Annotated in this window: 17 protein-coding genes and 7 pseudogenes; 13 read left to right on the top strand and 11 right to left on the bottom strand. The window is 58.1% G+C overall.

Translation table 11 applies throughout. The features are described from left to right. Positions 1–50 precede the first annotated feature (50 nt). From EOA23_RS01285 to EOA23_RS01270, 4 genes are all read left to right on the top strand, one after another. The gene (locus EOA23_RS01285; RefSeq protein ID WP_126080625.1) at positions 51–1,700 is read left to right on the top strand and encodes an ABC transporter substrate-binding protein; all 1,650 of its coding nucleotides are present in this window, start codon (positions 51–53) and stop codon (positions 1,698–1,700) included. 367 nt (positions 1,701–2,067) lie between these two features. Further along, positions 2,068–2,940, top strand: a complete 873-nt coding sequence (locus EOA23_RS01280; RefSeq protein ID WP_245466464.1) for an ABC transporter permease subunit — start codon at positions 2,068–2,070, stop codon at positions 2,938–2,940. A 27-nt stretch (positions 2,941–2,967) separates the two neighbouring features. Next, positions 2,968–3,939, top strand: a complete 972-nt coding sequence (gene proX, locus EOA23_RS01275) for a glycine betaine/L-proline ABC transporter substrate-binding protein ProX (protein ID WP_126080623.1) — start codon at positions 2,968–2,970, stop codon at positions 3,937–3,939. Positions 3,940–4,025: 86 nt separating this feature from the next. Next, positions 4,026–5,219, top strand: coding sequence for a betaine/proline/choline family ABC transporter ATP-binding protein (locus EOA23_RS01270; protein WP_126080622.1), 1,194 nt, complete (start codon positions 4,026–4,028; stop codon positions 5,217–5,219). A 502-nt stretch (positions 5,220–5,721) separates the two neighbouring features. On the opposite strand, the gene EOA23_RS01265 is transcribed toward EOA23_RS01270, so the two are convergent. From EOA23_RS01265 to EOA23_RS01245, 4 genes are all read right to left on the bottom strand, one after another. Beyond that, positions 5,722–8,172 carry an FAD-dependent oxidoreductase gene (locus EOA23_RS01265; protein WP_126080621.1) on the bottom strand — a complete coding sequence of 817 codons (2,451 nt, stop codon included), beginning with the start codon at positions 8,170–8,172 and terminating at the stop codon, positions 5,722–5,724. 369 nt (positions 8,173–8,541) lie between these two features. Continuing rightward, complete coding sequence (locus tag EOA23_RS01255; protein WP_126080619.1) at positions 8,542–9,156, bottom strand: short chain dehydrogenase; 615 nt, start codon at positions 9,154–9,156, stop codon at positions 8,542–8,544. A 26-nt stretch (positions 9,157–9,182) separates the two neighbouring features. Next, positions 9,183–10,064, bottom strand: coding sequence for a dihydrodipicolinate synthase family protein (locus EOA23_RS01250; protein ID WP_126080618.1), 882 nt, complete (start codon positions 10,062–10,064; stop codon positions 9,183–9,185). 17 nt (positions 10,065–10,081) lie between these two features. Further along, positions 10,082–11,326, bottom strand: coding sequence for an FAD-binding oxidoreductase (locus tag EOA23_RS01245; RefSeq protein ID WP_245459658.1), 1,245 nt, complete (start codon positions 11,324–11,326; stop codon positions 10,082–10,084). Between the two features lie 240 nt (positions 11,327–11,566). Here EOA23_RS01245 and EOA23_RS01240 point away from each other — a divergent pair, with 240 nt between their 5' ends. From EOA23_RS01240 to EOA23_RS01215, 6 genes are all read left to right on the top strand, one after another. After that, on the top strand, positions 11,567–12,475 hold the full coding sequence (locus tag EOA23_RS01240) for a LysR substrate-binding domain-containing protein (protein ID WP_126080616.1): 909 nt from the start codon (positions 11,567–11,569) through the stop codon (positions 12,473–12,475). Between the two features lie 381 nt (positions 12,476–12,856). Continuing rightward, on the top strand, positions 12,857–13,549 hold the full coding sequence (locus EOA23_RS01235) for a B12-binding domain-containing protein (RefSeq protein WP_126080615.1): 693 nt from the start codon (positions 12,857–12,859) through the stop codon (positions 13,547–13,549). A gap of 84 nt (positions 13,550–13,633) precedes the next feature. Then, positions 13,634–14,665: a GlxA family transcriptional regulator gene (locus EOA23_RS01230; protein WP_164762826.1), complete on the top strand. Its 1,032-nt coding sequence runs from the start codon at positions 13,634–13,636 to the stop codon at positions 14,663–14,665. 702 nt (positions 14,666–15,367) lie between these two features. Further along, a complete protein-coding gene (locus EOA23_RS01225; RefSeq protein ID WP_126080613.1) occupies positions 15,368–16,075 on the top strand; it encodes a class I SAM-dependent methyltransferase in 708 nt (235 codons plus the stop codon). Between the two features lie 161 nt (positions 16,076–16,236). Further along, positions 16,237–17,232 carry a 2-oxoglutarate and iron-dependent oxygenase domain-containing protein gene (locus EOA23_RS01220; RefSeq protein WP_126080612.1) on the top strand — a complete coding sequence of 332 codons (996 nt, stop codon included), beginning with the start codon at positions 16,237–16,239 and terminating at the stop codon, positions 17,230–17,232. Between the two features lie 592 nt (positions 17,233–17,824). Further along, complete coding sequence (locus EOA23_RS01215) at positions 17,825–18,367, top strand: SET domain-containing protein-lysine N-methyltransferase (RefSeq protein WP_127302630.1); 543 nt, start codon at positions 17,825–17,827, stop codon at positions 18,365–18,367. A 169-nt stretch (positions 18,368–18,536) separates the two neighbouring features. Here the strand turns inward: EOA23_RS01215 and EOA23_RS35510 are convergent. Together EOA23_RS35510 and EOA23_RS01210 are read right to left on the bottom strand one after the other, a co-directional pair. Further along, positions 18,537–18,927 (bottom strand): annotated as a pseudogene (locus tag EOA23_RS35510) (ATP-binding protein); the annotation flags it as partial. Further along, positions 18,922–19,364: pseudogene (locus EOA23_RS01210) on the bottom strand (transposase); the annotation flags it as partial. The pseudogenes EOA23_RS01210 and EOA23_RS35510, both read right to left, overlap by 6 nt. 400 nt (positions 19,365–19,764) lie before the next feature. Between EOA23_RS01210 and EOA23_RS01205 the strand changes: the two are divergent. Next, positions 19,765–20,916, top strand: a complete 1,152-nt coding sequence (locus EOA23_RS01205; RefSeq protein ID WP_126080610.1) for a TlpA disulfide reductase family protein — start codon at positions 19,765–19,767, stop codon at positions 20,914–20,916. Positions 20,917–21,348: 432 nt separating this feature from the next. Further along, positions 21,349–22,077, top strand: a complete 729-nt coding sequence (locus tag EOA23_RS01200; RefSeq protein WP_126080609.1) for an SDR family oxidoreductase — start codon at positions 21,349–21,351, stop codon at positions 22,075–22,077. A 401-nt stretch (positions 22,078–22,478) separates the two neighbouring features. On the opposite strand, the pseudogene EOA23_RS01195 reads toward EOA23_RS01200, so the two are convergent. Continuing rightward, positions 22,479–22,592 (bottom strand): annotated as a pseudogene (locus EOA23_RS01195) (aminocyclopropane-1-carboxylate deaminase/D-cysteine desulfhydrase family protein); the annotation flags it as partial. A gap of 26 nt (positions 22,593–22,618) precedes the next feature. Here EOA23_RS01195 and EOA23_RS01190 point away from each other — a divergent pair. After that, positions 22,619–23,291, top strand: a pseudogene (locus EOA23_RS01190) (transposase); the annotation flags it as partial. Positions 23,292–23,327: 36 nt separating this feature from the next. Here EOA23_RS01190 and EOA23_RS36235 read toward each other — a convergent pair. From EOA23_RS36235 to EOA23_RS01170, 4 genes and pseudogenes are all read right to left on the bottom strand, one after another. After that, positions 23,328–23,405, bottom strand: a pseudogene (locus EOA23_RS36235) (hypothetical protein); the annotation flags it as partial. A 72-nt stretch (positions 23,406–23,477) separates the two neighbouring features. Next, positions 23,478–23,794: pseudogene (gene fdxB / locus EOA23_RS01180) on the bottom strand (ferredoxin III, nif-specific). Beyond that, on the bottom strand, positions 23,791–23,949 hold the full coding sequence (locus EOA23_RS01175) for a CCE_0567 family metalloprotein (RefSeq protein WP_224571204.1): 159 nt from the start codon (positions 23,947–23,949) through the stop codon (positions 23,791–23,793). Before EOA23_RS01175 ends, fdxB begins: the two are co-directional and overlap by 4 nt. 90 nt (positions 23,950–24,039) lie before the next feature. Continuing rightward, positions 24,040–24,424 (bottom strand): annotated as a pseudogene (locus EOA23_RS01170) (DUF269 domain-containing protein); the annotation flags it as partial.

Genomic DNA, 24,424 nt, shown 5'->3' with positions numbered 1-24,424 from the left:
GGCGCCCATGAATAAATGGACCGGGAACAATAAAATTAGGGAGAAGAAACATGGCGTTTTTCAGAAGCAATGGGGATCGCGTTCCAGCTTCCATCGATAAGATGGCGAGCGAGGTCAAAGCAGGCACGATGGACCGGCGTGAGTTCCTTGCGCTTGCAAGTACATTCGGCGCCTCGGGTGCGATGGCCTATAGCCTGATCGGCGTGGCATTTCCCCAATCGGTGCGCGCCGCTGAACAGAAGAAGGGCGGAATTCTGCGCGTCTCAATGCCCGTCAAGGCGCAGAAAGACCCGCGTACCTATGACTGGGTGGAACTTGCCAACATCTCTCGTTGCTGGCTGGAGCCGCTCGTCCGTTACACACATGAGTTCACGTTCGAACCTGTTCTGCTGGAAAGCTGGGAGATCAATGAGGACGCGACGGAGTATGTCTTCCACGTCCGGAAGAGCGTCACCTGGAACAACGGCGATACATTCGACGCCGATGACGTAATCTTCAACATAACCCGGTGGTGCGAGAAGGGCGTCTCGGGCAACTCGATGGCCGCTCGTGTCGGGGGGCTTATCGATGCCAAGAACGGCAAGGCGAGAGATGGAGCGATCGTCAAGGTCGATGATTATACCGTCAAACTCGAGCTAAGCGACCCCGACATCGCCATAATCGCGAATTTCACCGACTATCCCGGGCTGATCGTCCACCCCAGTTTCGATGCCGGCGGCGCCGACCCAGTCACGAAGCCGATTGGGACGGGTCCATTTGAACTGGTATCCTACTTGGTCGGCAGCAAGGCTGAAGTCAAACGCCGGCAGGATGGCAAGTGGTGGGGCGGCGAGGCGTTGCTCGATGGCGTGCAGTTCGTCGATTATGGGACCGACTTCCAGGCGACGGTGGCTGCTTTCGAGTCCGGGGAGGTCGATCTCAATCTGGAGACTCCGGCTGACTTCATCGACATTCTGGACAAGATGGACCTGGTAAAATCGGAAGTCGCAACGGCAACGACGCTCGTGTGCCGCACCAACACCGCCCACAAACCATATGACGACAAGAAGGTCCGAAACGCGCTGCAGATGGCGGTCGATAACAACGCTGTCCTTCAACTCGGCTATGCAGGGCGGGGAACGGTCGGCGAAAACCATCACGTCAGCCCAATTCATCCGGAATATTATGCTCTGCCCAAAAAGAGCCGGAACGTAGAGGGCGCGAGGAAACTCATTGCTCAATCCGGACATACAGACTTCGAGCATGAGTTGATCTCGATCGACGAGGATTGGCAGAAAAACACCGGGGACGCCATCGCGGCCCAGCTGCGCGAGGCCGGTTTCAAGGTCAAACGTACTGTGCTTCCGGGTTCGACATTCTGGAATGACTGGTCAAAGTACCCATATTCGCTGACCGTCTGGTACATGCGCCCCCTCGGCGTTCAGGTTCTTGCATTGGCCTATCGCACTGGCGAAGCCTGGAATGAGACCGCTTATTCAAACCCCGAGTTTGACGCCAAGCTCAAGAAGGCCTTCTCCGTGAGTGACGCTGCCGAGCGCAAAGAGTTTATGAAGAACATCGAGGACGTGTTGCAGGACTCCGGAGTGATCATCCAGCCGTTCTGGCAAAGCCTCTTCGGTCACATGAACAAAAAGGTCCAGAACTACGTAATTCACCCGACGTTTCAAATGGATCTGCAGAACGTCTGGCTCGCCGCCTGAAGGCTCCAGTCGAGCACGCCGACTGGAGGGCAGGCCTGGTCCGGAGCGTGGTGTCCAGATGGACGTCGTCGGGTGAACAGGACGGTGAAGTCTGGACGATGGCACCATGAAGCAGGGAGAACTGCGCATCTGTCGGTAACGGTGCGACCTGCTCAGGAATAGAAGAGTAGCTCTACCTGCCGTAGGGCCTTGCGGAATCCGGAGCACCTATTGCACACAACTAACTTTAGCGCGACGCCGCGATATTCCCCTGGACCCTGGTGGCGTAGCAAGTTTTCGAGCGAGAAAGCTTCTGGAGAACAGCAACATGGGTAAGTGCGGAATACTAGATCCTTTTGAGTGCGGGGTAATCCCTCTCGCTGATTGGATGACTATCGGGCTGCGCTGGGTTGTTGATCACTACAGGCCGTTCTTTCAATCGGTCAAGGCGCCCTTCGACCTTCTACTGCAGTGGTTCGGCATAGCGCTCCATTCGGTTCCTCCGGTCGTGATGATCATCGTTGCGGGCCTGGCGGCTTGGCAGTTCGGCGGACGGAAGGTCGCCGGGGTTATCGTCGGCGCTCTCATCTTTATGGGTCTCATCGGCGTCTGGCAGGACGCCATGACGACGCTTTCAATTGTGCTGACTTCGCTCGTCGTAGCGGTGATGCTTGGCATTCCGCTCGGTATCTGGGCGGCGCGGAGCGAGCGAGTATTTGTGGTGATGCGTCCGATCCTTGACGGGATGCAGACCATTCCAGCGTTCGTCTACCTGGTTCCCATTGTGATGCTCTTCGGTATCGGCAACGTGCCGGGCGTGATCGTTACGGTAATTTTTGCGGTTGCGCCGCTGATCCGCCTTACGAACCTCGGCATACGGCAGGTACCGGAAGAGGTGATCGAAGCCATGCGCGCCTTCGGCGCTACGGAGCGTCAGCTTCTGTGGAAGGCTCAGCTGCCGCTTGCGCTACCCACCGTCATGGCCGGCATCAACCAGACGCTGATGATGTCGCTATCGATGGTGGTCATCGGTTCGATGATCGCTGTTGGTGGACTGGGCCAGACGGTGCTGCGCGGCATAGGCCGTCTTGATGTGGGTTTGGCGACAGTCGGGGGCCTGGGCATCGTCGCGCTGGCCATCGTGCTGGATCGCTTCACGCATTCGCTGTCGACACAGAAGCGAAGGCCGGGCGAGCTCTGGCATCAAGGTCCGGTGGGACTTTTCAGGGCCGTCACCTTAACAACTAGTCACAGAAGCTGAGCAATTTGCTCACACAGGGAGGAAACGATGAAGATAAAATGTGTGGCGCTGGCCATGGCCGTGATGGCTGGCTATGCGGTGCCGGCAATGGCAGATCAGGTCATGCCGGCCTGGAGCGGAGCGACAGAAGAGCTGTTCCAGACATTTGTCGTGGATGAGGGTCTCAAGGAGCTCGGCTATAACATAGCTGACCTGACCCAGGTTCAAGTTCAGCTGGCGCATACCGCTGTAGCTAACGGCGATCTCACCTTTTATGCGGTGCACTGGGTTCCGCTTCACGACACTTTCTGGAAAGCATCAGGCGGCGATGAAAAGCTGATGAGCGTCGGCACCCTAATCAAGAACAGCCTGCAGGGCTATCTGATCGATAAGAAAACGGCCGACGCCACTGGCATCAAGTATCTTGAGGACCTCAAGGATCCCGAGAAGGCCAAGCTTTTCGACATCGACGGGAATGGAAAGGCAGACCTCTACGGTTGCGAACCGGGGTGGGGCTGCGAACGCGTGATCGAGCATCAGCTCGACGCCTATGGCCTGCGTGATACCGTCGAGGAAAAGCAAGGCGGCTATTTCGCCATCATTCCTGACGCGATCGAACGCATCAAGGCTGGCAAGCCGACACTGTACTACACTTGGACGCCGCTGTGGGTATCTGCCATTCTCCGCCCAGGCAAGGAGGTTGTCTGGCTCAACGTCAAGAACACCTCTCTTCCTGACGCGGAGACCGGCAACACAGTTGTTGAAGGCCTCGGGAATCTTGGCTTCGCCGTGAACGACCAGAAGATCATCGCCAATACGACTTGGCTGAAAGCCAACCCGAAAGCCAAGAAATTCTTTGAGCTCGTGCAGATCCCGATTGCGGACGTCAACGCGGAAAATCAAAAGGTTGCCAATGGTGAAAAGAGCAACGAGCAGATCATGAAACACGCAACCGACTGGATCGCCGCTCACCACGCTGATTGGGAAAAGTGGATCGCTGAAGCCAAGGCCGCCAAGTGAGGCTCTGAGGTTTAAATCGGCCGGCGGCATCCGCCGGCCGATTACGGTCTGAAGATAGGCACAACACACTATCGAGAGTTCCGCACATGACTATACCCGCCATCGTCTGTTCCGGCTTGTGGAAAATTTTCGGGACGCGCAAAGGGAAAGCCCTCGCGGCGGCCCGCGATCGCGGGTTCAGCAAGAGGCAAGTCCTTGAAGAATTCGATTGCGTTCTGGGTGTGGCCGATGTGTCCTTCTCGGTCGAGCCCGGCGAGATCTTTTGCATCATGGGGCTGTCCGGCTCAGGGAAATCGACGCTTGTCCGCCATCTCAATCGGCTGATCGAACCAACCGCAGGCGAGGTTCGGATCGGCGGAAATGCCATCAACAAACTTTCGCCGTCTGAACTCCGGACCCTTCGCTCAGAGACGGTCGGCATGGTCTTCCAGCACATGGCGCTGCTGCCGCACCGCACCGTCTACGACAATGTTTCCCTCAGTCTCGAACTCCGAGGCAAATCACGCAAGGAGTGCCGCCGCGTGGCGGAAGAAAACCTCAAGCTCGTTGACTTGAGCGGTTGGGGCGAGCGTTACCCGGACGAGCTCTCGGGCGGGATGAAGCAGCGGGTGGGGCTTGCCCGTGCCATGGCGGCAGACCCGCAGATCCTGTTACTGGACGAGCCGTTCTCAGCGCTCGACCCGTTGATCCGCCGCCAACTCCAACAGCAGTTCCTAGACCTCGCGAAGGTCGTCCAGAAAACAACGGTGTTTATCACACACGACCTCGACGAAGCCATTCGCCTGGGCGATCGTATTGCGATCATGAAGGATGGTAAGTTCGTTCAAGTGGGAACGCCGGAAGACATCGTAACCGCGCCCAAGGACCGCTATGTCGCTGATTTCGTCTCAGGCATTTCGCTGCTCAATCTCGTCACTGCCAGGAAGATCATGCAGCCGCGGGACAGCATAGCGACGCTTTCTGAAAAGAAATTCCAAGCGCTCCCCCGCGTGCAAACCACTGACAAGCTCTCCGCTGTGATCAGCACCGCTGCGGATGGCGGCGATCTGATCGCAGTCTATGACGGCAGCGAGCCGGCGGGCGTCGTCACCCGGCGCGCCCTGTTTTCAGGAATTCAAGGCGTGATATCGAGCCCCAAGGCCGTGAGTGGTTTGAAATCGGGAAAAATTTGCCAGTACGGGGGCAGCTCTGCCCCCTCAATCCGCCCAACAAGCTCTGGAAGATCAATCGATATGGACACAGCTGCGCTCTCTGCTCACAGCGACGAAGGCAAGAAATGAGCGAACCGACCTTGTCCCGTGCTTAGTAGAAGTGCTCGCGCAGTGCCCCGGCGCCCTGCATGCTGAACAGTCTGAAACTACTTTCGTGAAGGACCCCGCCGTCGCCCTTTCGCGGCGATGACTTACGTTCCGCCCGGGCGATCCACGCGCGGTGGACGCAACGGGCTTTAAATCCGCACGCCCATTTTACCACCGCCGATCTGACACATTTAAATTGGTCCTATTGAAGACTTGCCACCCACCCACGGCTGTGGTCGATCGTAGGGACCGGTACTGAGGACGTCTGCCTACAAGGCCTTGAGCCGCTCCACCGCGGTTAGGGCTGATATCTCTCGGGCCTTGGCCAGCATCACTACTTTCAAGGTCTCCCAACAAGAGACGGCATTGGGGATACGGACACCTAGACGCTTGACGTATAATTGCTCGCGTTACGTATCGAAGCTGCATCCCTTGCGAAGACGCGTTGCGCAGCTATCCACTCATTCCTATAGGTGTTTGTAACTCAGGCCCGCACTTTTTCAGCCTTCGGATCGTACATCGGCTTCAACGATGCTTCCGCCGCGAAGCGTTCGCCGGCGATTTCGATCTCGTAGGATGAAGCCAGCACATCGGCCTCGCTCTCGCCCCGGCATGGCACATAACCCAGCCCTACCGCGCCGCCGAGGTGATGGCCGTAATTGCCTGATGTGATCGGACCGACGATCTTGCCGTCGCGCAGGATCGCCTCGTTATGGAAGAGCAGGGGCTCTGGATCCTTAAGCCGGAACTGGACGAGCCGGCGTGACAGGCCGGCTTCCTTTTTGCGCAGCACGGCATCGCGGCCGATGAAGTCGCCCTTGGCGGTCTTCACCGCGAAGCCGAGGCCGGCCTCCAGCACATTGTCCTCGTCGGTGATGTCGTGGCCGAAATGCCGGAAAGCCTTTTCGATGCGGCAGGAATCCAGCGTGTGCAGGCCGCAGAGTTTCAGGCCGACATCGGCACCGGCCTCGTCGATCGCTTCGAAAACGTGTGCTGCCTGGTCGGTCGAGACATAGAGTTCCCAGCCGAGCTCGCCGACATAGGTGACGCGGTGGGCGCGGGCCAGGCCCATGCCGATCTCGATCTCCTGGAATGTGCCGAACGGATTTTTCTCATTGGAGAAATCGTTCGGGCTGACCTTCTGGATCAGCTTTCGCGCATCCGGACCCATGAGACAGAGCACGCTTTCGGCCGCCGTTACGTCGGTGACGACAACGAACTGCCCGCCGACATGGCGGCGCAGCCAGGCGAGGTCACGCTGCAGCGTGGCGCCTGGGACGACGAGGAAGAACGCCGTCTCCGACAGGCGCGAGACCGTCAGGTCGCTCTCGATGCCGCCGCGTTGGTTGAGCATCTGGGTGTAGACGATCTTGCCCGGCGCGACGTCCATGTCGTTGGCGCAGAGCTTCTGGAGGAAGGCACAGGCGTCGCGGCCTTCGACACGGATCTTGCCGAACGAGGTCATGTCGAACAGGCCGACCTTGTTTCGGACCGCGAGGTGTTCCTCGCGCTGGTTGTCGAACCAGTTCTGCCGCTTCCAGGAATAGCGGTATTCGCGCTCCTGGCCCTCGCGTGCGAACCAGTTGGCGCGCTCCCAGCCGGCGACTTCGCCGAACACCGCGCCGCGCGCCTTCAGATGCTCATGCAGGGGCGAGCGGCGGACATTCCTCGAGGTCGCCATCTGCCGATAGGGGAAATGGTCGGCATAGAGCAGGCCGAGCGTCTCGGAGACGCGCTCCTTGAGATAGCGTCGGTTCTTCTGGAATGGCTGGGCGCGGCGGATGTCGACCTCCCACAGGTCGAAGGGCGCTTCGCCGTCATTGATCCACTGCGCCAGCGCCATGCCGGCGCCGCCGGAGGAGACGATGCCGATCGAATTGTAGCCGGTCGCCATCCAGTAGCCGGACAGCTCCGGCGCCTCACCGAGATAGTAGCGGTCATCGGGCGTAAAACTCTCCGGACCGTTGAAGAAGGTGTGGATGCCGGCGGTCGCCAGCATCGGCATGCGGTTGACGCCCATTTCGAGGATCGGCTCGAAATGCTCCATGTCCTCAGGCAGTTGGTCGAAGCAGAAATCCTCGCTTATGCCGTCCATGCCCCACGGCTTGGCCACCGGCTCGAAGGCGCCCAGCATCATCTTGCCGGCGTCTTCCTTGTAGTAGGCGCACTCGTCCGGCACCCGCAGCACCGGCAGACGGGTGAGGCCGGGGATCGGCTCGGTGACGAGATAAAAATGCTCGCAGGCGTGTAGCGGGATGGTGACGCCGTTCTGCGCTCCCAGTTCGCGCGCCCACATGCCGGCGCAATTGACGACGATGTCGGCCTCGATCGTGCCTTGCTCTTCGCCTTGCGCCCAGGACACGCCGGTGACGCGGCCGGCCCTGGTATGGACCTTGGTGACCTTTACGTTCTCGACGATGGTGGCGCCGCGCTGGCGCGCGCCCTTGGCCAGCGCCATGGCGATGTTTGCGGGGTCGCACTGGCCGTCGAGCGGCAGATGCACGGCGCCGACGACGTCCGAGACATTCAGATGCGGATACATCTGCTTGACTTCATTGGGAGAAATCTCGCGGACATCGACATCGAAGGCACGCGCCAGCGATGCTTGCCTGTAGATCTCGTGCTTGCGCTCCTCGGTCAGCGCCACGGTGATCGAACCGACCTGGCGCATGCCGGTGCCGACCTCGGTCTCGGCTTCCAGCTTGACGTAGAGGTCGGCGGAATATTTCGCCAGCCGGGTCATGTTCTGCGAGCCGCGCAACTGGCCGATCAGGCCGGCGGCATGCCATGTCGTGCCTGACGTCAGCTGCTTGCGCTCCAGAAGCACGATGTCGGTCCAGCCGAGTTTGGCCAGGTGATAGGCGACGGAGCAGCCGGAAACGCCGCCACCGATGATGACCGCTCTTGCTTTGGCGGGAATGGCTTTGGCGGTCATGCGGCCTCGCGGCGGTAGCTGGAAGCGAAACGGCGCAGCCGGAGCGCTGCTTCTTGCAGCATAGGTTCGGGCTGGCAGAGGCTGATGCGGATATGGCCTTCTGGCACGGGGGTGAAGTGGCGCCCTGCGTCACATTCACCTGTCGCCTGCAACGACGATAGTGCGCCTTGATGGGCATTTTCTAAGCCGACCACCCGCTGCCTATTCATGGAGCGACATCCACAAGTTGATGCCCCCTCCGCAGAACGATGCGCAGGGTTTGTCACATCGAAATTGGGCCGCTCTACCACCGAGTTCCCACCTACCTCCGATGCAGAGTTGCCTGGGCATGCTTGTCCTCCGTTAGCGCGACGTTCATTGTTGGTCAGATTAGGCGTCTCTGACCCAACCCATGCGATAAACTCGACCCGTTTGACTGCCCTCTGCGCTCTTGACGTAGCCGAGCGCCACCTCGCTCGCCGGCACCGCCGCGGTGCCAGGAAAGAAGTCGCCGTAGAGCTGAACCGACTCCTGTACGAGAGTCGGACTGACCAGATTGATCCGCAGCCCCCGCCCAAGCTCGATTGCCGCGCTGCGTACAAAACCGTCTAACGCGCCATTGACCAGGGCGGACGAGCTTCCCTGCCGGATGGGATCTTCGTTGGTTAGACCCGAGGTCAAGGTAAATGATCCGTGGTCGCGGATACGCTTGAGACCCTTCGCTACGAGATTGACCTGCCCCATCAACTTACTGCGCAGCCCGATTTCGAACTGTTCATTCGTGAATTGGTTCAGCGGGGCGTAGTGCACGGCCCCTGCTGTGCAGATCAACGCGTCAAATGCACCGATCTTGTCGAATAATTGGTCGATAGAGTTCGGCTCGGCGATGTCGACGTTGAATAAGCCGCTAGTTCGCCCGACTCCTATAATGTTGTGCCGCTTGCCAAGTTCGGCCGCTACGGCCGACCCGACAATCCCAGTCGAACCAACCAGGACAATTCGCATAGGGACTCCCCTGGATATCCTGACGGCTAGGAGGCGACCTCAAACAGCGGGGCAAGTGCGGCGCGAAGCGCCATGTCCTGGTCCGCCGAGAGTTTTGCCAATGGCTTGCGGACATTCCCGGTTCCGAGGCCGCGCAGTTGCGCGGCTCTCAGAACAGAAGGCGTATATGGTGCCCGCCAGATAAAAAGCAACGAGGGCAGCATCCGCTGCCAAAGTGCCAGAGCCCTCTCCAAATCCTTCGCTGCCACAAGGTTGTACAATTCGACAGCCTCAAGAGGCATGTAGTTTGCTGCGCCCCAGATAACACCGCGCGCGCCTGCCATCAGCGCATAGAGGGTTGTTGTATCGCAACCATTTAGCACCTTGCCTCCCGTCTGCAGATACTCCTGATGCACGGTGAAGTCGCCGGCACTATCTTTGATGTAATTGAAATGCTTGAGACCGCTCAGTCGATCAAAAAGGCGTGGCGAAACCGCGATCCCGGTAGCCTGCGGGATGTTGTAGCCCACAATATCCACGCCAACCGCCGCGTCGATTTCCCTGTAGAAATTGAAAATTCCATCCTCGTCTGACGGACCTTCGAGATACGGCGGCAAAATCATCAGCGCGTCCGCGCCGACCGATTCAGCTTGCTGTGACCGCCGTATGACTTCGTCCATATTCAGGGCCGAGGTCTGGCAGACAACGTTGCAGCGTCCTGCGATGCGCTTCGCCCCGAGCTCGTAGAGCCGATTGCATTCGGACTCGGTCAGGTAAGGGTGCTGGCCTGTACCTGCCCCAAGAACCAAGCCGTGAACTCCCGCCGATACGTATTTTTCGATCAACTCTTCGAAGAGGCCGTAATCGATCGCACCGGTAGGTTCGAACGGTGTCTGCATTGCAAGATTGATGCCCTTCAGGTCCGCCATTGCCGTTCCTCTTATTGCTAGACTTCCGCGCCTGCCTGCCTGAAACGAAGAGCGGTCACGAACCGGACGCCCATTGATGTGACAAGTCTCGGATAAGTCCTGCTCGGAGCGGCCCGCGTCTTCAGGATATCGATCACAGCCGAAGATTGCCCCGTGGCCAGTTCGGCGACAGCCTTGCCAAAGGCAGCCCCTCGAGCGACGCCGGTTCCATTACAGAAGGCGGCACCATAGACGTCGTGCGCCAACTCGCCGAAGACCATGCCGCCATTTTGCGCGAGCGTAAGCAGACCACCCCAGCTGGCCTCAAAGCCGATTGACGAAAGCCCGGGCCATCGGCGGTCAAATGCTACCTGCTGCTGGGTCCGCGCCCTAAGGACATCTTGTTTGGTTGTTTTGAAATTAGTCGCATACGAGTAAACGTTTCTAAGGAAAAGACGGTTGTCTATAGTACGTCGCACCGTCGTCCCAAAGCTATCGGCCGGAATAAGCCCATATGTTCGCTTGTTGCCCACGTTGGAAAGCTCGCTCTCAGTGAGCTGTCTGGTCATGCTCGCGAACGTGTAGAGTGGTATGGCTCGGTTTTCGAAGAAGCCAAATCTCGTCAGATAACCCGATGCGCAGATGATGACCTTCGAAGCCCTGATTGTTCCAGCAGGCGTCTCGCAGATGTGCTTCGGCGCACCGAACTGGACCGCCACAATGGCGGTGTTTTCATGGATGGTAACGTTCTCGGGGAGGCTGTTTACGGCGTTCTTGAGATACTTCGCAGGCTGGACCAGAATCGTGCCAGGGTGATGCAAAGCTTTGACGTAGTGCTTACTGCCGGTGATCGACTGAATTTCAGGGGCTTCAACCCAGCTGTACTTCTGTCCAAGCTTATCGAGCGCCTCCGAAAAGCGGTGTAGATCGGCAACGCCGTGAGACGTGGCCGCGCTGTGGTATTTCCCCTGCGGGTCCCAATCACAGTCTACCCCATGCTCCTCGACGGCGGTTCGAATGTAGGCGATGCCCTCAAGGTTGACGTACAGCTCTTCCTTGTTTCCCCTAATGTCTTCAACGAAGTCGCGTTTTCGGGGATTGTGCGCGAGATCGATGACGAAGCCCATGCACCGCCCCGATGCATTGTCCCCGATACGTCCGGCGTCGACGAGGATTACCGAAGACTGGGGGTTGAGTTCGGCAAATCGGCGGGCCGCGTGAAGCCCCATCCAGCCGCCGCCAATGACCAGGCAATCGCATGTGACATCGCCTTGCTGCGGCACTAAGGGTAGCTCCGGTCCCGACGTGCGGTACCACCCTGAGACTGTTGGCTCCGGATGCGGTGCTTGGACGACAATACGCTCTCTTGTCTTTGTTTGATTCAAAGAGTTCACTGCCAACTCGCTCGGTGAAGGCGGCCGGTGGGTAGTGCACCGCTCGCTCTGGCTTGTTCCTGTTTCGAATAAACGATGTGTCGTTCGTCTCGTAGACGGAAAATATGCGGTCTGATATAGACCTGCTTCATGTCCAAGCTTCGCAATCTTGTCCCATCGACGCATTCGCTTTTCGTCTTCGAAGCGGCGGCCCGAACGCTGAGTTTCAAGAACGCGGCCAGCGAACTCAACGTGACGCAGCCAAGTATCTCGCATTCGATCAAAATGTTCGAAAAGCATTGCGGGACGGCACTCTTTGTCCGAGACAATCGGGGAGTGCAGCTGACCGAGCCCGGCAGGCAGCTCTACGATGAGGTGCGCAACAGCTTCCGCCGTCTGGAACAGCGGCTTGAGACCATCACTGATCGCGGAACGAAGTACATAACTTTCGCAGCTTCGACATCTCTGGCGGCACATTGGCTCGCGCCTCAACTCTATCATTTCCAGGAAGAGCATCCGGACGTCAGGATCAAGGTGGTCGCCACCGACCGCGATGTCGAGCCAGATCATGAGATCGACGTGACGGTTTGGGTGCGGCCCCGGAATTTTGAAAGGGCCAACAGCTGGTTCGTTTGCGACGAGATCATCTTTCCCGTCTGCTCACCGGCATATCTTCTGTCGCACCCCGCTCCCCAAGCCGTCGAAGATCTGATCCACCATCAACTGATTCATTCGTCCGATGCTTTTCGCAAGCGCCTGGATTGGCCCGAATGGGTCGAGTTGGCAGGCGGCGATGCCAGCGACATCAAGCCCAATATCGTGTTCAATGACTACCAGCTAACGCTTCAAGCGGCTCTGGCTGGTGAAGGAATAGCATTGGGGTGGTCCCTTACCGCCCAGCAGTTGCTCGACAACCGCCTCCTGGTCAAGCCATTGCCAACCCAAATCCAGACCGACAGGGCCTTCTTTCTGTTGGCCAGCGAGGATGCCAGCAAGAACAAGAGATGCAAGATTTTGGTTGACTGGTTTCTCGTCCAGTCTGAAGAACTCCGCCCGTGACCTGAATTGCCCCTCACCCTATCCGCCTCTGGATATAAACTGGATTTAAGACAAGCGAAAGCTTTTGCGCATTCTCAGGACAATTGCCGGCGCCTATCATCAGCGCGAGATTAAGCTAGGGTCCGCCCCTATTGGACGGCCGGGCCACTGATGTTTGACGCGGGATGCGGGTCATTCCGCTGAGGGTGACGCGATGATGGACACTGATATTCCCGCAATCCGGCGCCGCACAGGCCAGTCTTCCGGTTCCCAGATTCACCTGCGGGAATAGTGGCTGGCAGCCTGAAAATCAACTCCCAAGGCTTCGAACCGGAAGCCTGATCGGTGCCCCATCGAGATGGGGCGCCGACCTCCTTTGAATTGAGCATCAGGTGAACCAACATGGCTGACGAAGAGATCATCCTTTCCGAGCTGTCCGACGAGGAACTCGTGCAGCAGATGCACGACGACCTTTATGACGGGCTGAAGGAAGAAATTGAGGAAGGCACGGCCATCCTGCTGGAGCGCGGATGGGCGCCCTACAAGGTGCTCACCGAGGCGCTGGTCGAAGGCATGCGCATCGTCGGCGAGGATTTTCGCGACGGTATCCTGTTTGTTCCGGAAGTGCTGCTGTCGGCCAATGCGATGAAGGCCGGCATGTTCATCCTGCGCCCGCTGCTTATCGCCACCGGCGCGCCAAAGCAGGGCAAGATGGTGATCGGCACCGTCAAGGGCGACATCCACGACATTGGCAAGAACCTCGTCGGCATGATGATGGAAGGCGCCGGCTTCGACGTCATCGACCTCGGCATCAACAATGCGGTCGAGAAGTATATGGCGGCGATTGAAGAGCATAAACCTGATATTGTCGGCATGTCGGCGCTGCTGACCACCACCATGCCCTACATGAAGGTCGTCATCGACACGATGAAGGAAAAGGGCATTCGCGACGACTATGTCGTGCTGGTCGGCGGTGCGCCGCTGAACGAGGAATTCGGCAAGGCCGTCGGCGCCGATGCCTATTGCCGCGACGCGGCGGTGGCTGTCGAGACCGCCAAGGACTTCATGAAGCGCAAGCATAACACCCGTAGTTGAATGGCTGCGGTGCCAACCCTGAAGGCGCCGGTGTCGTTTGCGGCCGCTCGATGTTGATCACCATCAACCAGGATGTATGACCTTATGAATGCGCCATTTTCAACAGGAGATCATTCGCGGATCGTGGGATGGAACCCCAGCCGGCAGGTGATCGACACGCAGGACGTATACCGACTGGTTATCCTGGCACTTCCCGGATTTTCGCTACTCAGCCTTTCGTCATTTGTAGATCCCCTTCGCATCGCGAATTCTGTGTCCGGTCGATCATTCTTCGAGTGGACGATTGCAAGCCTGGATGGCCAGCCGGTTGAATGCGCCAGCGGGTTCGTCCTGTCGGTCGGCAGCGACTTCGCTAGCACCGGCGAATGCGTTCCGGCTGGCAAAGGTACGAACATGGTCATTGTCTGTGCAGGCGAACGGGTCGAAAGGCAGACGTCTGCTGCTCTCAGCAAGATTCTTCGGCTTTGCAAGCGGCATGGTGTTCCAATCACAGCGTTGGGTACGGCGACATGGCTGTTGGCGGACAGCGGGTTGCTGGACGGCACCGCGTGCACAATCCATTGGGACAAGAGAGCCGCTTTCTCTGAAAAATTTGGCCGGCTTCAGGTCACTGACCGGCTATTCGTTCGTGATAGTCACCTCCTCACTTGCGCAGGAGAATTTGCGTCGTTCGACCTCGTTATGGAGCTGATCAGCGAACGCCTCGGCAGAGACATTGCGTTGACCGTCTGCCGACATACGACTGCCGGGTATTGGCGCCCTGCCTCTGATAGACAATGGACCATGAATGGCGGCGAAGCCGGCATCTGCAAGCCGGTCGCCGAAGTGATTCGCATTATGGAGGAGCATATTGAGGACCCGCTGCCCTTACGCGACATCGCAAGATGTGTCGGCCGCTCACAGCGTCAGATTGAACGGCTCTTCCAGCGATCGGTTTCGTTGTCTCCCATGCGCTTTTACCTGCATTTGAGACTTAGCCGCGCGAAGCGTCTCATTGCACAAACAGAGTTGCCGATTATTGAGATCGCGGTCGCCTGTGGTTTCGTGTCGGCCTCACATTTTTCGAAGTGCTTCCGCGAAGCCTTCGGCGCCAACCCCAGTACCTGTCGCGGCTGACCCATACTCGGTGACGCCCCCTTACGAGCCCCGCAAAACCCACGTGCCATCAATTGGCAAGCACCTCGGCAGCCTGGCTTTCGCGCTCAACGCGATCGGGCCGATGCTCCGATGGGAGCCGAGGCGTCGAAGAGCACCGTGCCTGACGTCGACCGAAGAAGCCATCGTCGTCTGCCGCTGGATGACGTCCTGGGCTGTCCGAGAGGACACCATCCAAAGCCCAGCTTAGCGCCTCATCACTGACTCCAGCGCCAGGGCAATCCTGACCTGCCCCAAAACGGCGATAGTCCCAGCGGACGCCTCCTTCGGCCGCAAATCTTCGACCGCATCTGCATTGCCAATGGCAATCGAGCACCGGGCTGATCAACCCGTACCAGCTCATTCCGGACCCACCACATAGCAGGCCACTGGAATTGATAGAGCTGACAACGTAGGAGGCGCGCGGGATTTTCATGAGTTCGCGGGCAGTGCTGTACGCTGGGTCGCAAGTTCACAACCCGACACTTTGTCGGCTTTGTTGTTTGCGGACAGGCTTCGTTGGAGCAATGTTGTGTTGTTGTGCCTCAGCCTGATAGCAGAATTCATCAAAATTGCTTTTCTTCGGGCTTTTGGCCAATTGGCACGAGCTTTGATTCTCACATTTGAGAGTTGGCATCAGGAGCCGAATAGCCGCTTCCGATTATGCCTATCAGAGGAGTTGCCATGAATACCGTCGATCAGCAGACGACACTGGAACAAGTCGCACGACAGCGCATCAGGGACGCCCTCGTACTCGAGGGCGACGCCGATCGCCTAACCCAATTCTATCGGGGATGGGCTGGGGCCTACGATGTGGATGTTGGCTCCGAGGGGTACTACGGCCCGATGATCGTGGCGGAACTAGCGGGCACCGTGCAGGCAGCCTATTTGAGCAGCGAGCGAACTGCCATCACAATCCTGGATGCTGGCTGCGGAACAGGCCTTGTCGGCGTGCAACTGGAACGCCTCGGCTTCGGGCTGATCGATGGGTTCGATCTTTCCAAAGAGATGGCCGAAAAGGCGCGGCAAACCCGAGTCTACCGTCATGTCCAAGACTGTGTCGACCTTAACGGAGTACTCTCTGAGTACGCCGACGCGGGCTATGATATCACGGTTTGCTGCGGTGTCTTTACACTTGGGCACGTTAGACCAGACGGGCTGCGCGAGCTGGCTCGCGTCACGCGCCCGAAAGGATTCATCATCACAAGCATCCGCAAGAGCTACGCCGAGGCCGCATTCTTCGAGGACGAAGCGCGGCGTCTGCAGGATGAGGGCGTTCTTTTACTGGCGCAGTGTCTAAGCAACGGCAGATACGTGGCCGAGGAGCGTGCGGACTATTGGGTCTTTCAAGTGCCCGAGAAGGTCAGCGCGGCAGAGCGACAGGGGTTGTGATCATGCTCTGCCTCGGGAGCGAAACCCTGTTGTGGATGACCTAAAGACGAGTAGGGGTATTTCCAGCACGGTGGCGCGTTTCAGTACTACTTCGCGTCACGATAAATCCAAATGGCCGGCAGCTATGCGTCGGCTTCAATCGGCAAAACAAAGGTGTACTAATGTCCAAAGGTTTAGTAGCCAGACTAGACGATAAGCTGCGCGCAAAACGCGAAAGCTTTGACAAAATACCGGTGGTCGACATCGGACCGCTCCTCAACGGTACGAACAAACAGGTGGTGGCCAGGGAGATACGGTGGGCGCTTTCCAATACTGGATTCATGTATGTGAAGAACCACGGAGTCCCGCAGGATTTCATACAATCGGTGTTTGATGTGAGCCGCAGGTTTTTTAATTTGCCATTGTCGCAGAAGTCGTCACTGCATATTGGCAATTCCGATTCGGCCTTTCGCGGTTACATTGAGCTGTTCGGCGAGAACACCGATCCGGGCAAGACCAAAGACCTCAAGGAGTGCTTCGACTTCGGACCTGAACGTTCGACCTTAGAAGGTCCCTTTTTTGGTCCTAACCAGTGGCCCTCAGGTTGGCCCGAGTTTCGGGAGCTGACATACAGATACCATCAAGAGATGGTGGGCCTATCGAAAAAACTTTTGCAGGGAATTGCGCTCAGTCTGGACCTGGCGGAAAGCTATTTCGAGGACCTCATGCGGAACCCGATCAGCATTCAGCGGCTGCTTCACTACCCGCCGCAGAGTGGTTATATCAGCGAAGACATGATCGGAATCGGCGCCCACACCGACTACGGCAATTTGACCATCCTTGCACAGGACGACGTCGGCGGTCTTCAGGTCATGAACCGAGACGGCGATTGGGTACAAGGCACGCCGATCCACGGTACTTTCATAATCAACGTCGGGGACCTGCTTCAGCGGCTCACCAACGGTGTCTATCTGGCCAACCTACATCGCGTAGTGAATAGCTCAGGGCGTGAGCGATACTCAATCCCCTTCTTTATCGATGCTGATTTCGATGCGATCATTGAGCCATTGGCCTCATGTGTCACTGACAGCAACCCTCTGCGCTACCGGCCGGTGACTTGCGGCGAACACAAACTCGGGCGTTTCGCAGCAAGTTATGCTCATTTGGCCAAAGCATGAGAGAGCGGGCCGCCGCCTACTCGCGTGACAATACACTGCGGGGTCGAAGCGGCCCAGTCGAACTCAGAAAACGCCATAGGTGGGACAGTATTGTCACGCATTAGTCCCTTGACCGCGCCTTTGAAACTCAATGTGCGCGGCATCTGGCGGCAACAGGGGTTTTGCAGCCACTTCCTGCGGTATGCTAACGCTTTCGAGACCTGGACCCCCGGCTGGCGTGTCACGCGCACCATCCGCAGCAGGATAAACTGCTCGCTTGCAGACGCGTTGTCACCACTTCGCCTGCTGGTCTGTCGGATTCGCTACACACGCGTGATAGGCAATCTCTTCGTTAGCCTCAGTCAAATAGCCGAGAGAAATCAAAATCCTCGGCTGCCGGGCGGGTGAATCGGCACGATTTTTGAGTGTTTCCTGGGAGAGACAGTAGGCGCCGCTGACTGGGACCTAAGGCGCAAAACATGGACAAGCCCCCAACTTCGTAAATTACTTGGAACCATCGGGATTTTAGGAGGACGTTCCGAAAACAGCGAAATTCCAAGCGACCTCTGGCGAAAAGTACTCATCCCTCAATCGAGCAGGCGAAAGAAACAGTATGTCTGATACTCACATAAACCAAGATCTGTCTATTTTGACGGATGACGTCGCGTGCGCAAAGCAGCTCAATGCCCGCAACGTAAAAATCCTCAGCACGGGAGGAGAAAGGGGGCGCGGGGTATTCGCTGCTCGCGACTTCCTGCCGGGGGAAATTGTCGTCATCGGGCTAATTGACCGTATGGAAACGGTTCGAACGACAAACTCCTTTCAACTGGACTGGAATGTCCATGCTCTCTTTCATAAGCCGGCTGTCATTGTGAATGATCCAAACTTAGCGATTGTGCCCAATCGCTTCGGGGCCTACGACTTCGTCGCCATTCAGCATATCTCTTCTGGCGCCGAAGTGACGTGGAACTACGCTACATCGGAATTCGAGTGCATTGGGGTATCGGTATGTCTTTGTTCGTCTAGAAATTGCCGAGGCTCAGCCGGAGGCTTCTCCACATTGCCTCGCGATCATCCTCTGCTCGTATCGGGTTTTTACGCACCGTACCTCAAGAAAACCCAAGGCACCTTCCAAGAGAGAGATAGGGTTGCTTAGCCCCAGGGAACGCAACATGCGTCGGATGACCTGCTCGTTGGCAGTGCCGCCCTGACAGTGTTGCGCGCCGCGGTGAGCGTGCGCGGCCTCTGGCCAGTAGCGGACTTCAGATGAACTGCCTTGAACCAACGTGTGCGCACAATCTGTGCAATCCCCTGCGCGTCACCTGTCAATGCCACTCGTCCCCAAAAGTGCCGAAGTAAAATTCCCCAGTTTCGCCGCTCAGGCTGTCCCGGTGGGGGTGTCCATTTTTCGGTGGCCGGCCGCGCGGTCGCGATGGTGAATTTAATGTCGGCAATGTGATGGAGGCTTTTGATCGCAAGTGTTCTGGCATGAGCTCGGCGTGCTGGCGGAGCCGATAACTCGATCCTTCGATCTGGACGACGACCGCATGGTGAAGCAGGCGATCGAGAAGTGCGGTTGCGACGAGGGTCGCCGAAGACCTCGCCCCATTCGGCGAAGCCGCGATTTGAGGTAACAATCATTGCGCCCTTCTCGTAGCGGGCGTTTGCGAGTTGGAAGAACAGATTGCCGCCACCGTGGACGACGGGCAGGTAACCGAAGCGTCGACGCTCGTGCGTGAGGTCGCGCAGCCGACCACGCAGCTGTGTCTCTGGCGGTCGGCCAGACTGGTATCAATCATCTTGCGATCGGCGCCGACGAAGGACAGGCCCGACGCTCCGATAGGCCCATGACGGCCTGCAGATGCGCTACGGATTCGCGCTTGGCGGCGGGTCCTAACTTTTTTCGACAGAAGCTCGCGCACTGCCGAGGCTTCGAGCGTCGGCGAGCAGCTTCTTTAGCTTGGCGTTCTCGTCTTCCAAGGCCTCAGGCGCTTGGCGTCGGAGACGTCCATCCCGCCATACTTGGCCTTCCAGCTATACAGCGTCGCCTCGGAGATCCCGTGCTTGCGGGCAAGATCGCCAGCCTTCGCACCCTCTTCATGCTCGCGCATAACCGCGATGATCTGCTCTTCCGTAAATCGCTTTGTCTTCATCAGTCCGTAATCAAGGACCCTGACTCTAGTCTCAGATGGAGGAAATTCTCAGTGGCAGGTCTGTATTCAGGTGCTGCTGCCCCATCGCAGTCTGGCGCGAGGACTCTAAACGCCCAGACCGACAGCAACTGACAAAATGGCGGATTCGAAACAAACACCTGACAAAAATGTCCGCATCATTACACATGGATGTTTTCAAAGGTAAATTAATGCCGTCAGCGGGCGTTCAGCGCGCTGGCACGGCCTTTGCTGGTTGAAATGCGGCAAAACTGATTGACGGCTGACTGCATCGAAGCCCGCCTGACGATAGAGGCCTCCTTTCAGTCGACTCGGTGCACCGTCTCTCAGGGAACAGCTTGCCATAAAGCCGCGCAGCTTTGGGATGGCGTTGGAGAGCAATATGGTTTTGCAGATGGGGTCGCCGGCTCCTTCGATCAATGTGGAGACTTGGGTGCGCGGCGAGCCCATCGCACATTTCCAGCCCGGCAAAGTATACGTCGTCGAATTTTGGGCAACTGGGAGTGAACCATGTGCGGCGGCGATGCACCATCTGATGCAGATGCAGGAAAGGTTCAAGCACAGTGGGCTCGAGGTCATCGTGGTCGCGGCTCATGAAGGCGCGCTATCGACGGTTGAGGCGCGGGTCAAGCTGGACGCGTGGTTGACCGAAAAGTGCTCGAACCTGAATTTTCCGATCGCGTTCGACCATACGGGCCAAATGAAAAAGCGTTGGATGGAAGCAAGCTTTTCTGGCGAATTTCCGATCTTGTTTGTAATCGATGCAGACGGTCGTATCGCCTATATCGGTCACGCTACTCGACTTAACGAGGTCTTGGCGAGAGTGCTCAACGGCCGCTGGCGCACCAGCGACGCATCGAAAGTCGACTCGAAGCGGATCGCCGAGCGCGAACAAGCGTTGACCAAGTCAATTAATAGGAGATTTTGGGCCGCAGTGAGAAAAGAGGACTGGGAGACGGCACTCTCAGCAGTCGAAGAGGGCAGCGCCTTGATGCCCGACGACATCAACTTCCGCTTGGCTCAGGCGCATGTATTGCTTCACAGAATGCAAGACATGCCGGCCGGGTTGCCTGTCATACGCCAATTGGCTCGCGACGCGATCGAAAGGAACTCCGAGCATTGGCTGCTGGCAACATTAGACCAACTTTTCGGTCCGGCGCACGACCACTCGCACTTTCCGTCTCATGAGCGCTTCGCGCTCGGCAAAGAGTTGGCCGAGCATATCCTGGCACGCAATCCACTCCAAGGCGACGGCCACAAGTTCCGGACTTATCCGGCGGTGGCTCGATACTATCACGAGAGCGGCAACCAAGATCGTGCGATTGAGCTAATCGAGTTCGCACTGAAATCGCTGGACAGTGCGGACCCTATGCTGGACGAGCTGAAACAACACCTTCTACCGAACTTGCTGCAGGCCTTAGCCAACTACAAGGGTGAGGAGGTTTATTACGGCGCCCTCTGTGCGGCTCCGCAAAGCAATGTCCTGAAGGCACGATCGCAGGGCGGGCCGAGGAGAAAGCATAAAAGGGTTTGATAGCAAGAAGGGCTTACGGGCCAATTCGTTCAGGCATATGGGTCCATCGCAGCTGAATTGGCATCAATATACAGGGTGTTACTAAACATGTTCTGAGGATGCCTTTGAAACCCATGAAATCATGGTGGTATGGGACAAAGCCCGGGCACCTAACGAAGAAAGAAGCGTCAGCGCAGATGCTCGCATTTCAGTTCAAATCGACTAAGAGCAACGAATCGCGGCGCCGGACCGGGCTCGTGCGTCGCGCACGGCCATCAGGTTGGGCCTTCGGAGTCAGAGACGCCTATTCATCTTGCGGCCGCTTAATGGTCGCATCGCCGACGGGGTGGAGTAGGCCTTGACCACGCGGGAGAAGGTGTCCGGATTAAACCGGCCTGCGCGTGCGTCTCGCGTCGGCATGCTTGTAACGGTGAATGGCGAAAGGGCAGCCGAATGAAGCGTTTTATGGGGAAGGTCGCCTTAGTGACCGGGGCTAGCCGCGGCATTGGGGCGGCAATCGCCGACAGACTTGCCAGCGACGGGGCCAGAGTATTTGCGGTTCAGCTCGAGGCGACCGGTCATAGAGAAGGGATAGTCGCGGACCTTTGCGACCCCGGCGTTCCGAACATGGTAATTGACCATGTCGTTCGACAGGCTGGCCGCCTCGATATCCTGGTCAACAACGCTGGGTGCATGGTTGAAGCAAGGGTAGATGATACCGGGCTTGACGAGTGGCGACGCACAATGGCGCTGAATCTTGATGCTCCTTTCCTGCTGATCCGTCGCGCCATGCCTCATCTTCGCAGAAGCCGTGGCTCAATCGTCAATGTTGGCTCGATAGAGGGATTGGCCTCTAACCCAGGGCACGCGGCATATTGTGCCTCGAAGGCTGGGCTGCATGGCCTTACACGCGCCGTAGCGGTGGACGGCGGGCAAGACGGGGTGCGCTGCAATGGCGTAGCGCCTGGTTGGATCGATACGGATCTCAATGTCGATTTCGTCGCCGCTTTGCCCGAGAAGGCACTGGAACGGCTTGGTACCATTCATCCGTTGGGCCGAACAGGCCGCGTTGAGGAAGTTGCCGCCATGGTCGCATGGATTGCCTCCGACGAAGCTGCATTCGTCACCGGCCAGATTTTTGTCGTAGACGGTGGCCGAACTGCCAAGTTAAGTCTTCCGTGACGGTTAGTCGTATTTCGAACTGGGGCGGGCCGCTGGAACGCCATCCTCCCGCTGGCACCTGCCTTGTCGCTATCAGCCGCGACGTCGAGAACCGGGTCCGTCTGATGGTAAAGGAATATGGCGCCCAGTTCCGCCGCTCGGCAACGTCAGAGAATGATTGCCTACGGACATCTGCTGGGGCCAATCTCCGAGGCGGCGGTGCATTTAGGGTGAAATTTGCCGTGAACAGGAGAAGGCTCGATGGCAAATCTGGTCCTTCTACGTGGAGACGAGCGCCCCCGCCGCGGCGTGTTCGAGCGAGAGAGCATGCAATGTTCGCATGCCTTGGCGATGTGTTGTTTAGCGGCGCTGAGCTTGCTGCCATGCCTTCACCGCTAGGGCTGAACCAGGCGCGGATGTCCATGTGGGACCCAGCTCTCCTGGACCAGGAGGCATCTCATGCCGGTCTTGGCGGCGACCGCAGCGACCATGCGCGTATGGTTGGACTGCACGCCACCGGTTGTGACGAGCGTATCGGGCATCTGGCGCGATCGCGTCGGGCGGCGTCGTCATGAGCCAGGCGGTGCTGATCGCTGTCGGCATCGATTGGGACGGCCGGCGCCAGATCTTGGCCGTCGAGATGGCTAATCGCGAAAGCCGCTCGGCCTGGAGGGATTTCCTCGTCGCGCTGAAGGCGCGCGGGCTCAGGGGCGTCGAACTGGTCGTGTCCGACGATCATGCCAGCCTGGTGGCGGCGATCGGCGGGGGGATCCCCGAAGCCCGCCTGGCAGCGCTGCTACGTGCCTCAGGAACGCGCTCGATCACCTGCCGAGAAATCGTGGCGATGATTGCCTGCAGGAGTTGCGCTGGCTCTACGACCGCGCGATCTCGCCGAGGCCAAGGCCGATCTCGCCGCATGGCTTGCCAAATGGTCGGGCCGCTATCCGCGACTGACGAGCTGGGGAGAGGAGACCATCGAATGCACGCTGACCTTCTTTTGCCTGCCGCGCCAGCACCACAAGCACCTGAAGTCCACCAACATGCTGGAACGCCTCAACGAGGAAATCCGCCGGCGCACCTATGTCGTGCGCATCTTCCCGAACGCCGAAAGCTGCCTGCGCCTGGTCAGGGCGCTGGCCGTCGAAACCAACGAAAACTGGATGGAGGCCAACCGCTACATCAACATGGATGACCTGCGCGAGCACAAGAAGCTTGCTTTGCGCCAAGCCGCATGACCAGCTCAGAAAGAGCACGCGGCCGAAGTAGCCGGCCTGAAGCAGCAGCGAACAGGCCAGCGTCGTGACGACTGCCACACGGAGAATCCAAAGCGAAGTAAACCATCGACGCATTGCTGCACAGGACCAGCCCCACGAGCCGACAAAAAGATGAAGTGCAACGCCGTTCTCCTGGTTTTCGCCAGATCATGTTGCGAGCTGGTCGGCCGCAACATGCGTCTGGCAGTTCTTGGGGCAGACGCGGCCGCAGGCTCCGCAGCCTATGCAGCGGCCGGCATCTTCGACAACCATGATCATGCGATTGAGCTTGCCGTCGAAATCGTCGTCCTCGTCATCGCAGGGGCCGAGGATTTCACCCGCATCATCAACGCCGTGAAGATGCATCACATCGCGCGAGCAGACCTTGAAACAACGGCAGCAGCCGATGCAGGTTTGCTATCGATGGAGGTCAGGTACGGCGGCATCCAAATGGAGCCGTCACGGGTGGTGAATGTGCGCATCATCCTAAATTCTTCATTGAAGCGAGTTCTCTCTTGGCAACATCCAACTCGGCATAAACGGCTTGGGTTTTCTCGGCGACTTCCTGTATGTCGGCCCACTTGCCCGGCAGACCCTCGACGAGGTCCTGCAATGCCATCTTGGCAATAGCTGCACGCAACTGGAGCTTTCAGACTTTTTTCCTCATCTTATCTAGGTCTGACATAGATCCTTCCTGGAACAATGGTTTTTTGATGCGCTCCATCTCGGGCTAGGCTTCAATGGCTGCAGTCGCATCGTCGACCAGTTTCGTACCGGCCTCAGCAAGTTTGCGGAAAGTCTCGAAGCCGAACCGGTGGACGTCTCGACAGAACGCCCAACCGCTGGAAGCCCGCAGGGGCTTCATTCCAATTATTGGCGACGTCGACACGCCGGAGCGCTCCTCGATCGCAAGCGCTACGGCGGTGTAAAACATGTCGAGCCTCCACAGCGCGTCAGGATCGAGGATCGCCGCCAAAGGGTACCGCACGTTGCTGTTGCTTGGTGATGATGAACTCGGCCAGCAGCTCGGCATCCGAATGGCCTTCCCATAAGCCGAAGGAATCCTGAGTACGAATGAGCCGCAGGAGGCATTTGACGAACGGGGAAGCAAGGGC

The sequence above is a fragment of the Mesorhizobium sp. M2A.F.Ca.ET.042.01.1.1 genome (genome assembly GCF_003997405.1).
Taxonomy (GTDB): Bacteria; Pseudomonadota; Alphaproteobacteria; order Rhizobiales; family Rhizobiaceae; genus Mesorhizobium.
Note: the sequence above shows the minus strand (reverse complement) of the source record. Positions and strands in the feature narration are given on the sequence as shown.

Coding starts and splice junctions, on each gene's coding strand:
- EOA23_RS01285 (WP_126080625.1), top strand. CDS start 51: ATGGCGTTTTTCAGAAGCAATGGGGATCGCGTTCCAGCTTCCATCGAT.
- EOA23_RS01280 (WP_245466464.1), top strand. CDS start 2,068: ATGACTATCGGGCTGCGCTGGGTTGTTGATCACTACAGGCCGTTCTTT.
- proX (WP_126080623.1), top strand. CDS start 2,968: ATGAAGATAAAATGTGTGGCGCTGGCCATGGCCGTGATGGCTGGCTAT.
- EOA23_RS01270 (WP_126080622.1), top strand. CDS start 4,026: ATGACTATACCCGCCATCGTCTGTTCCGGCTTGTGGAAAATTTTCGGG.
- EOA23_RS01265 (WP_126080621.1), bottom strand. CDS start 8,172: ATGACCGCCAAAGCCATTCCCGCCAAAGCAAGAGCGGTCATCATCGGT.
- EOA23_RS01255 (WP_126080619.1), bottom strand. CDS start 9,156: ATGCGAATTGTCCTGGTTGGTTCGACTGGGATTGTCGGGTCGGCCGTA.
- EOA23_RS01250 (WP_126080618.1), bottom strand. CDS start 10,064: ATGGCGGACCTGAAGGGCATCAATCTTGCAATGCAGACACCGTTCGAA.
- EOA23_RS01240 (WP_126080616.1), top strand. CDS start 11,567: ATGTCCAAGCTTCGCAATCTTGTCCCATCGACGCATTCGCTTTTCGTC.
- EOA23_RS01235 (WP_126080615.1), top strand. CDS start 12,857: ATGGCTGACGAAGAGATCATCCTTTCCGAGCTGTCCGACGAGGAACTC.
- EOA23_RS01230 (WP_164762826.1), top strand. CDS start 13,634: ATGAATGCGCCATTTTCAACAGGAGATCATTCGCGGATCGTGGGATGG.
- EOA23_RS01225 (WP_126080613.1), top strand. CDS start 15,368: ATGAATACCGTCGATCAGCAGACGACACTGGAACAAGTCGCACGACAG.
- EOA23_RS01220 (WP_126080612.1), top strand. CDS start 16,237: ATGTCCAAAGGTTTAGTAGCCAGACTAGACGATAAGCTGCGCGCAAAA.
- EOA23_RS01215 (WP_127302630.1), top strand. CDS start 17,825: ATGTCTGATACTCACATAAACCAAGATCTGTCTATTTTGACGGATGAC.
- EOA23_RS01205 (WP_126080610.1), top strand. CDS start 19,765: ATGGTTTTGCAGATGGGGTCGCCGGCTCCTTCGATCAATGTGGAGACT.
- EOA23_RS01200 (WP_126080609.1), top strand. CDS start 21,349: ATGAAGCGTTTTATGGGGAAGGTCGCCTTAGTGACCGGGGCTAGCCGC.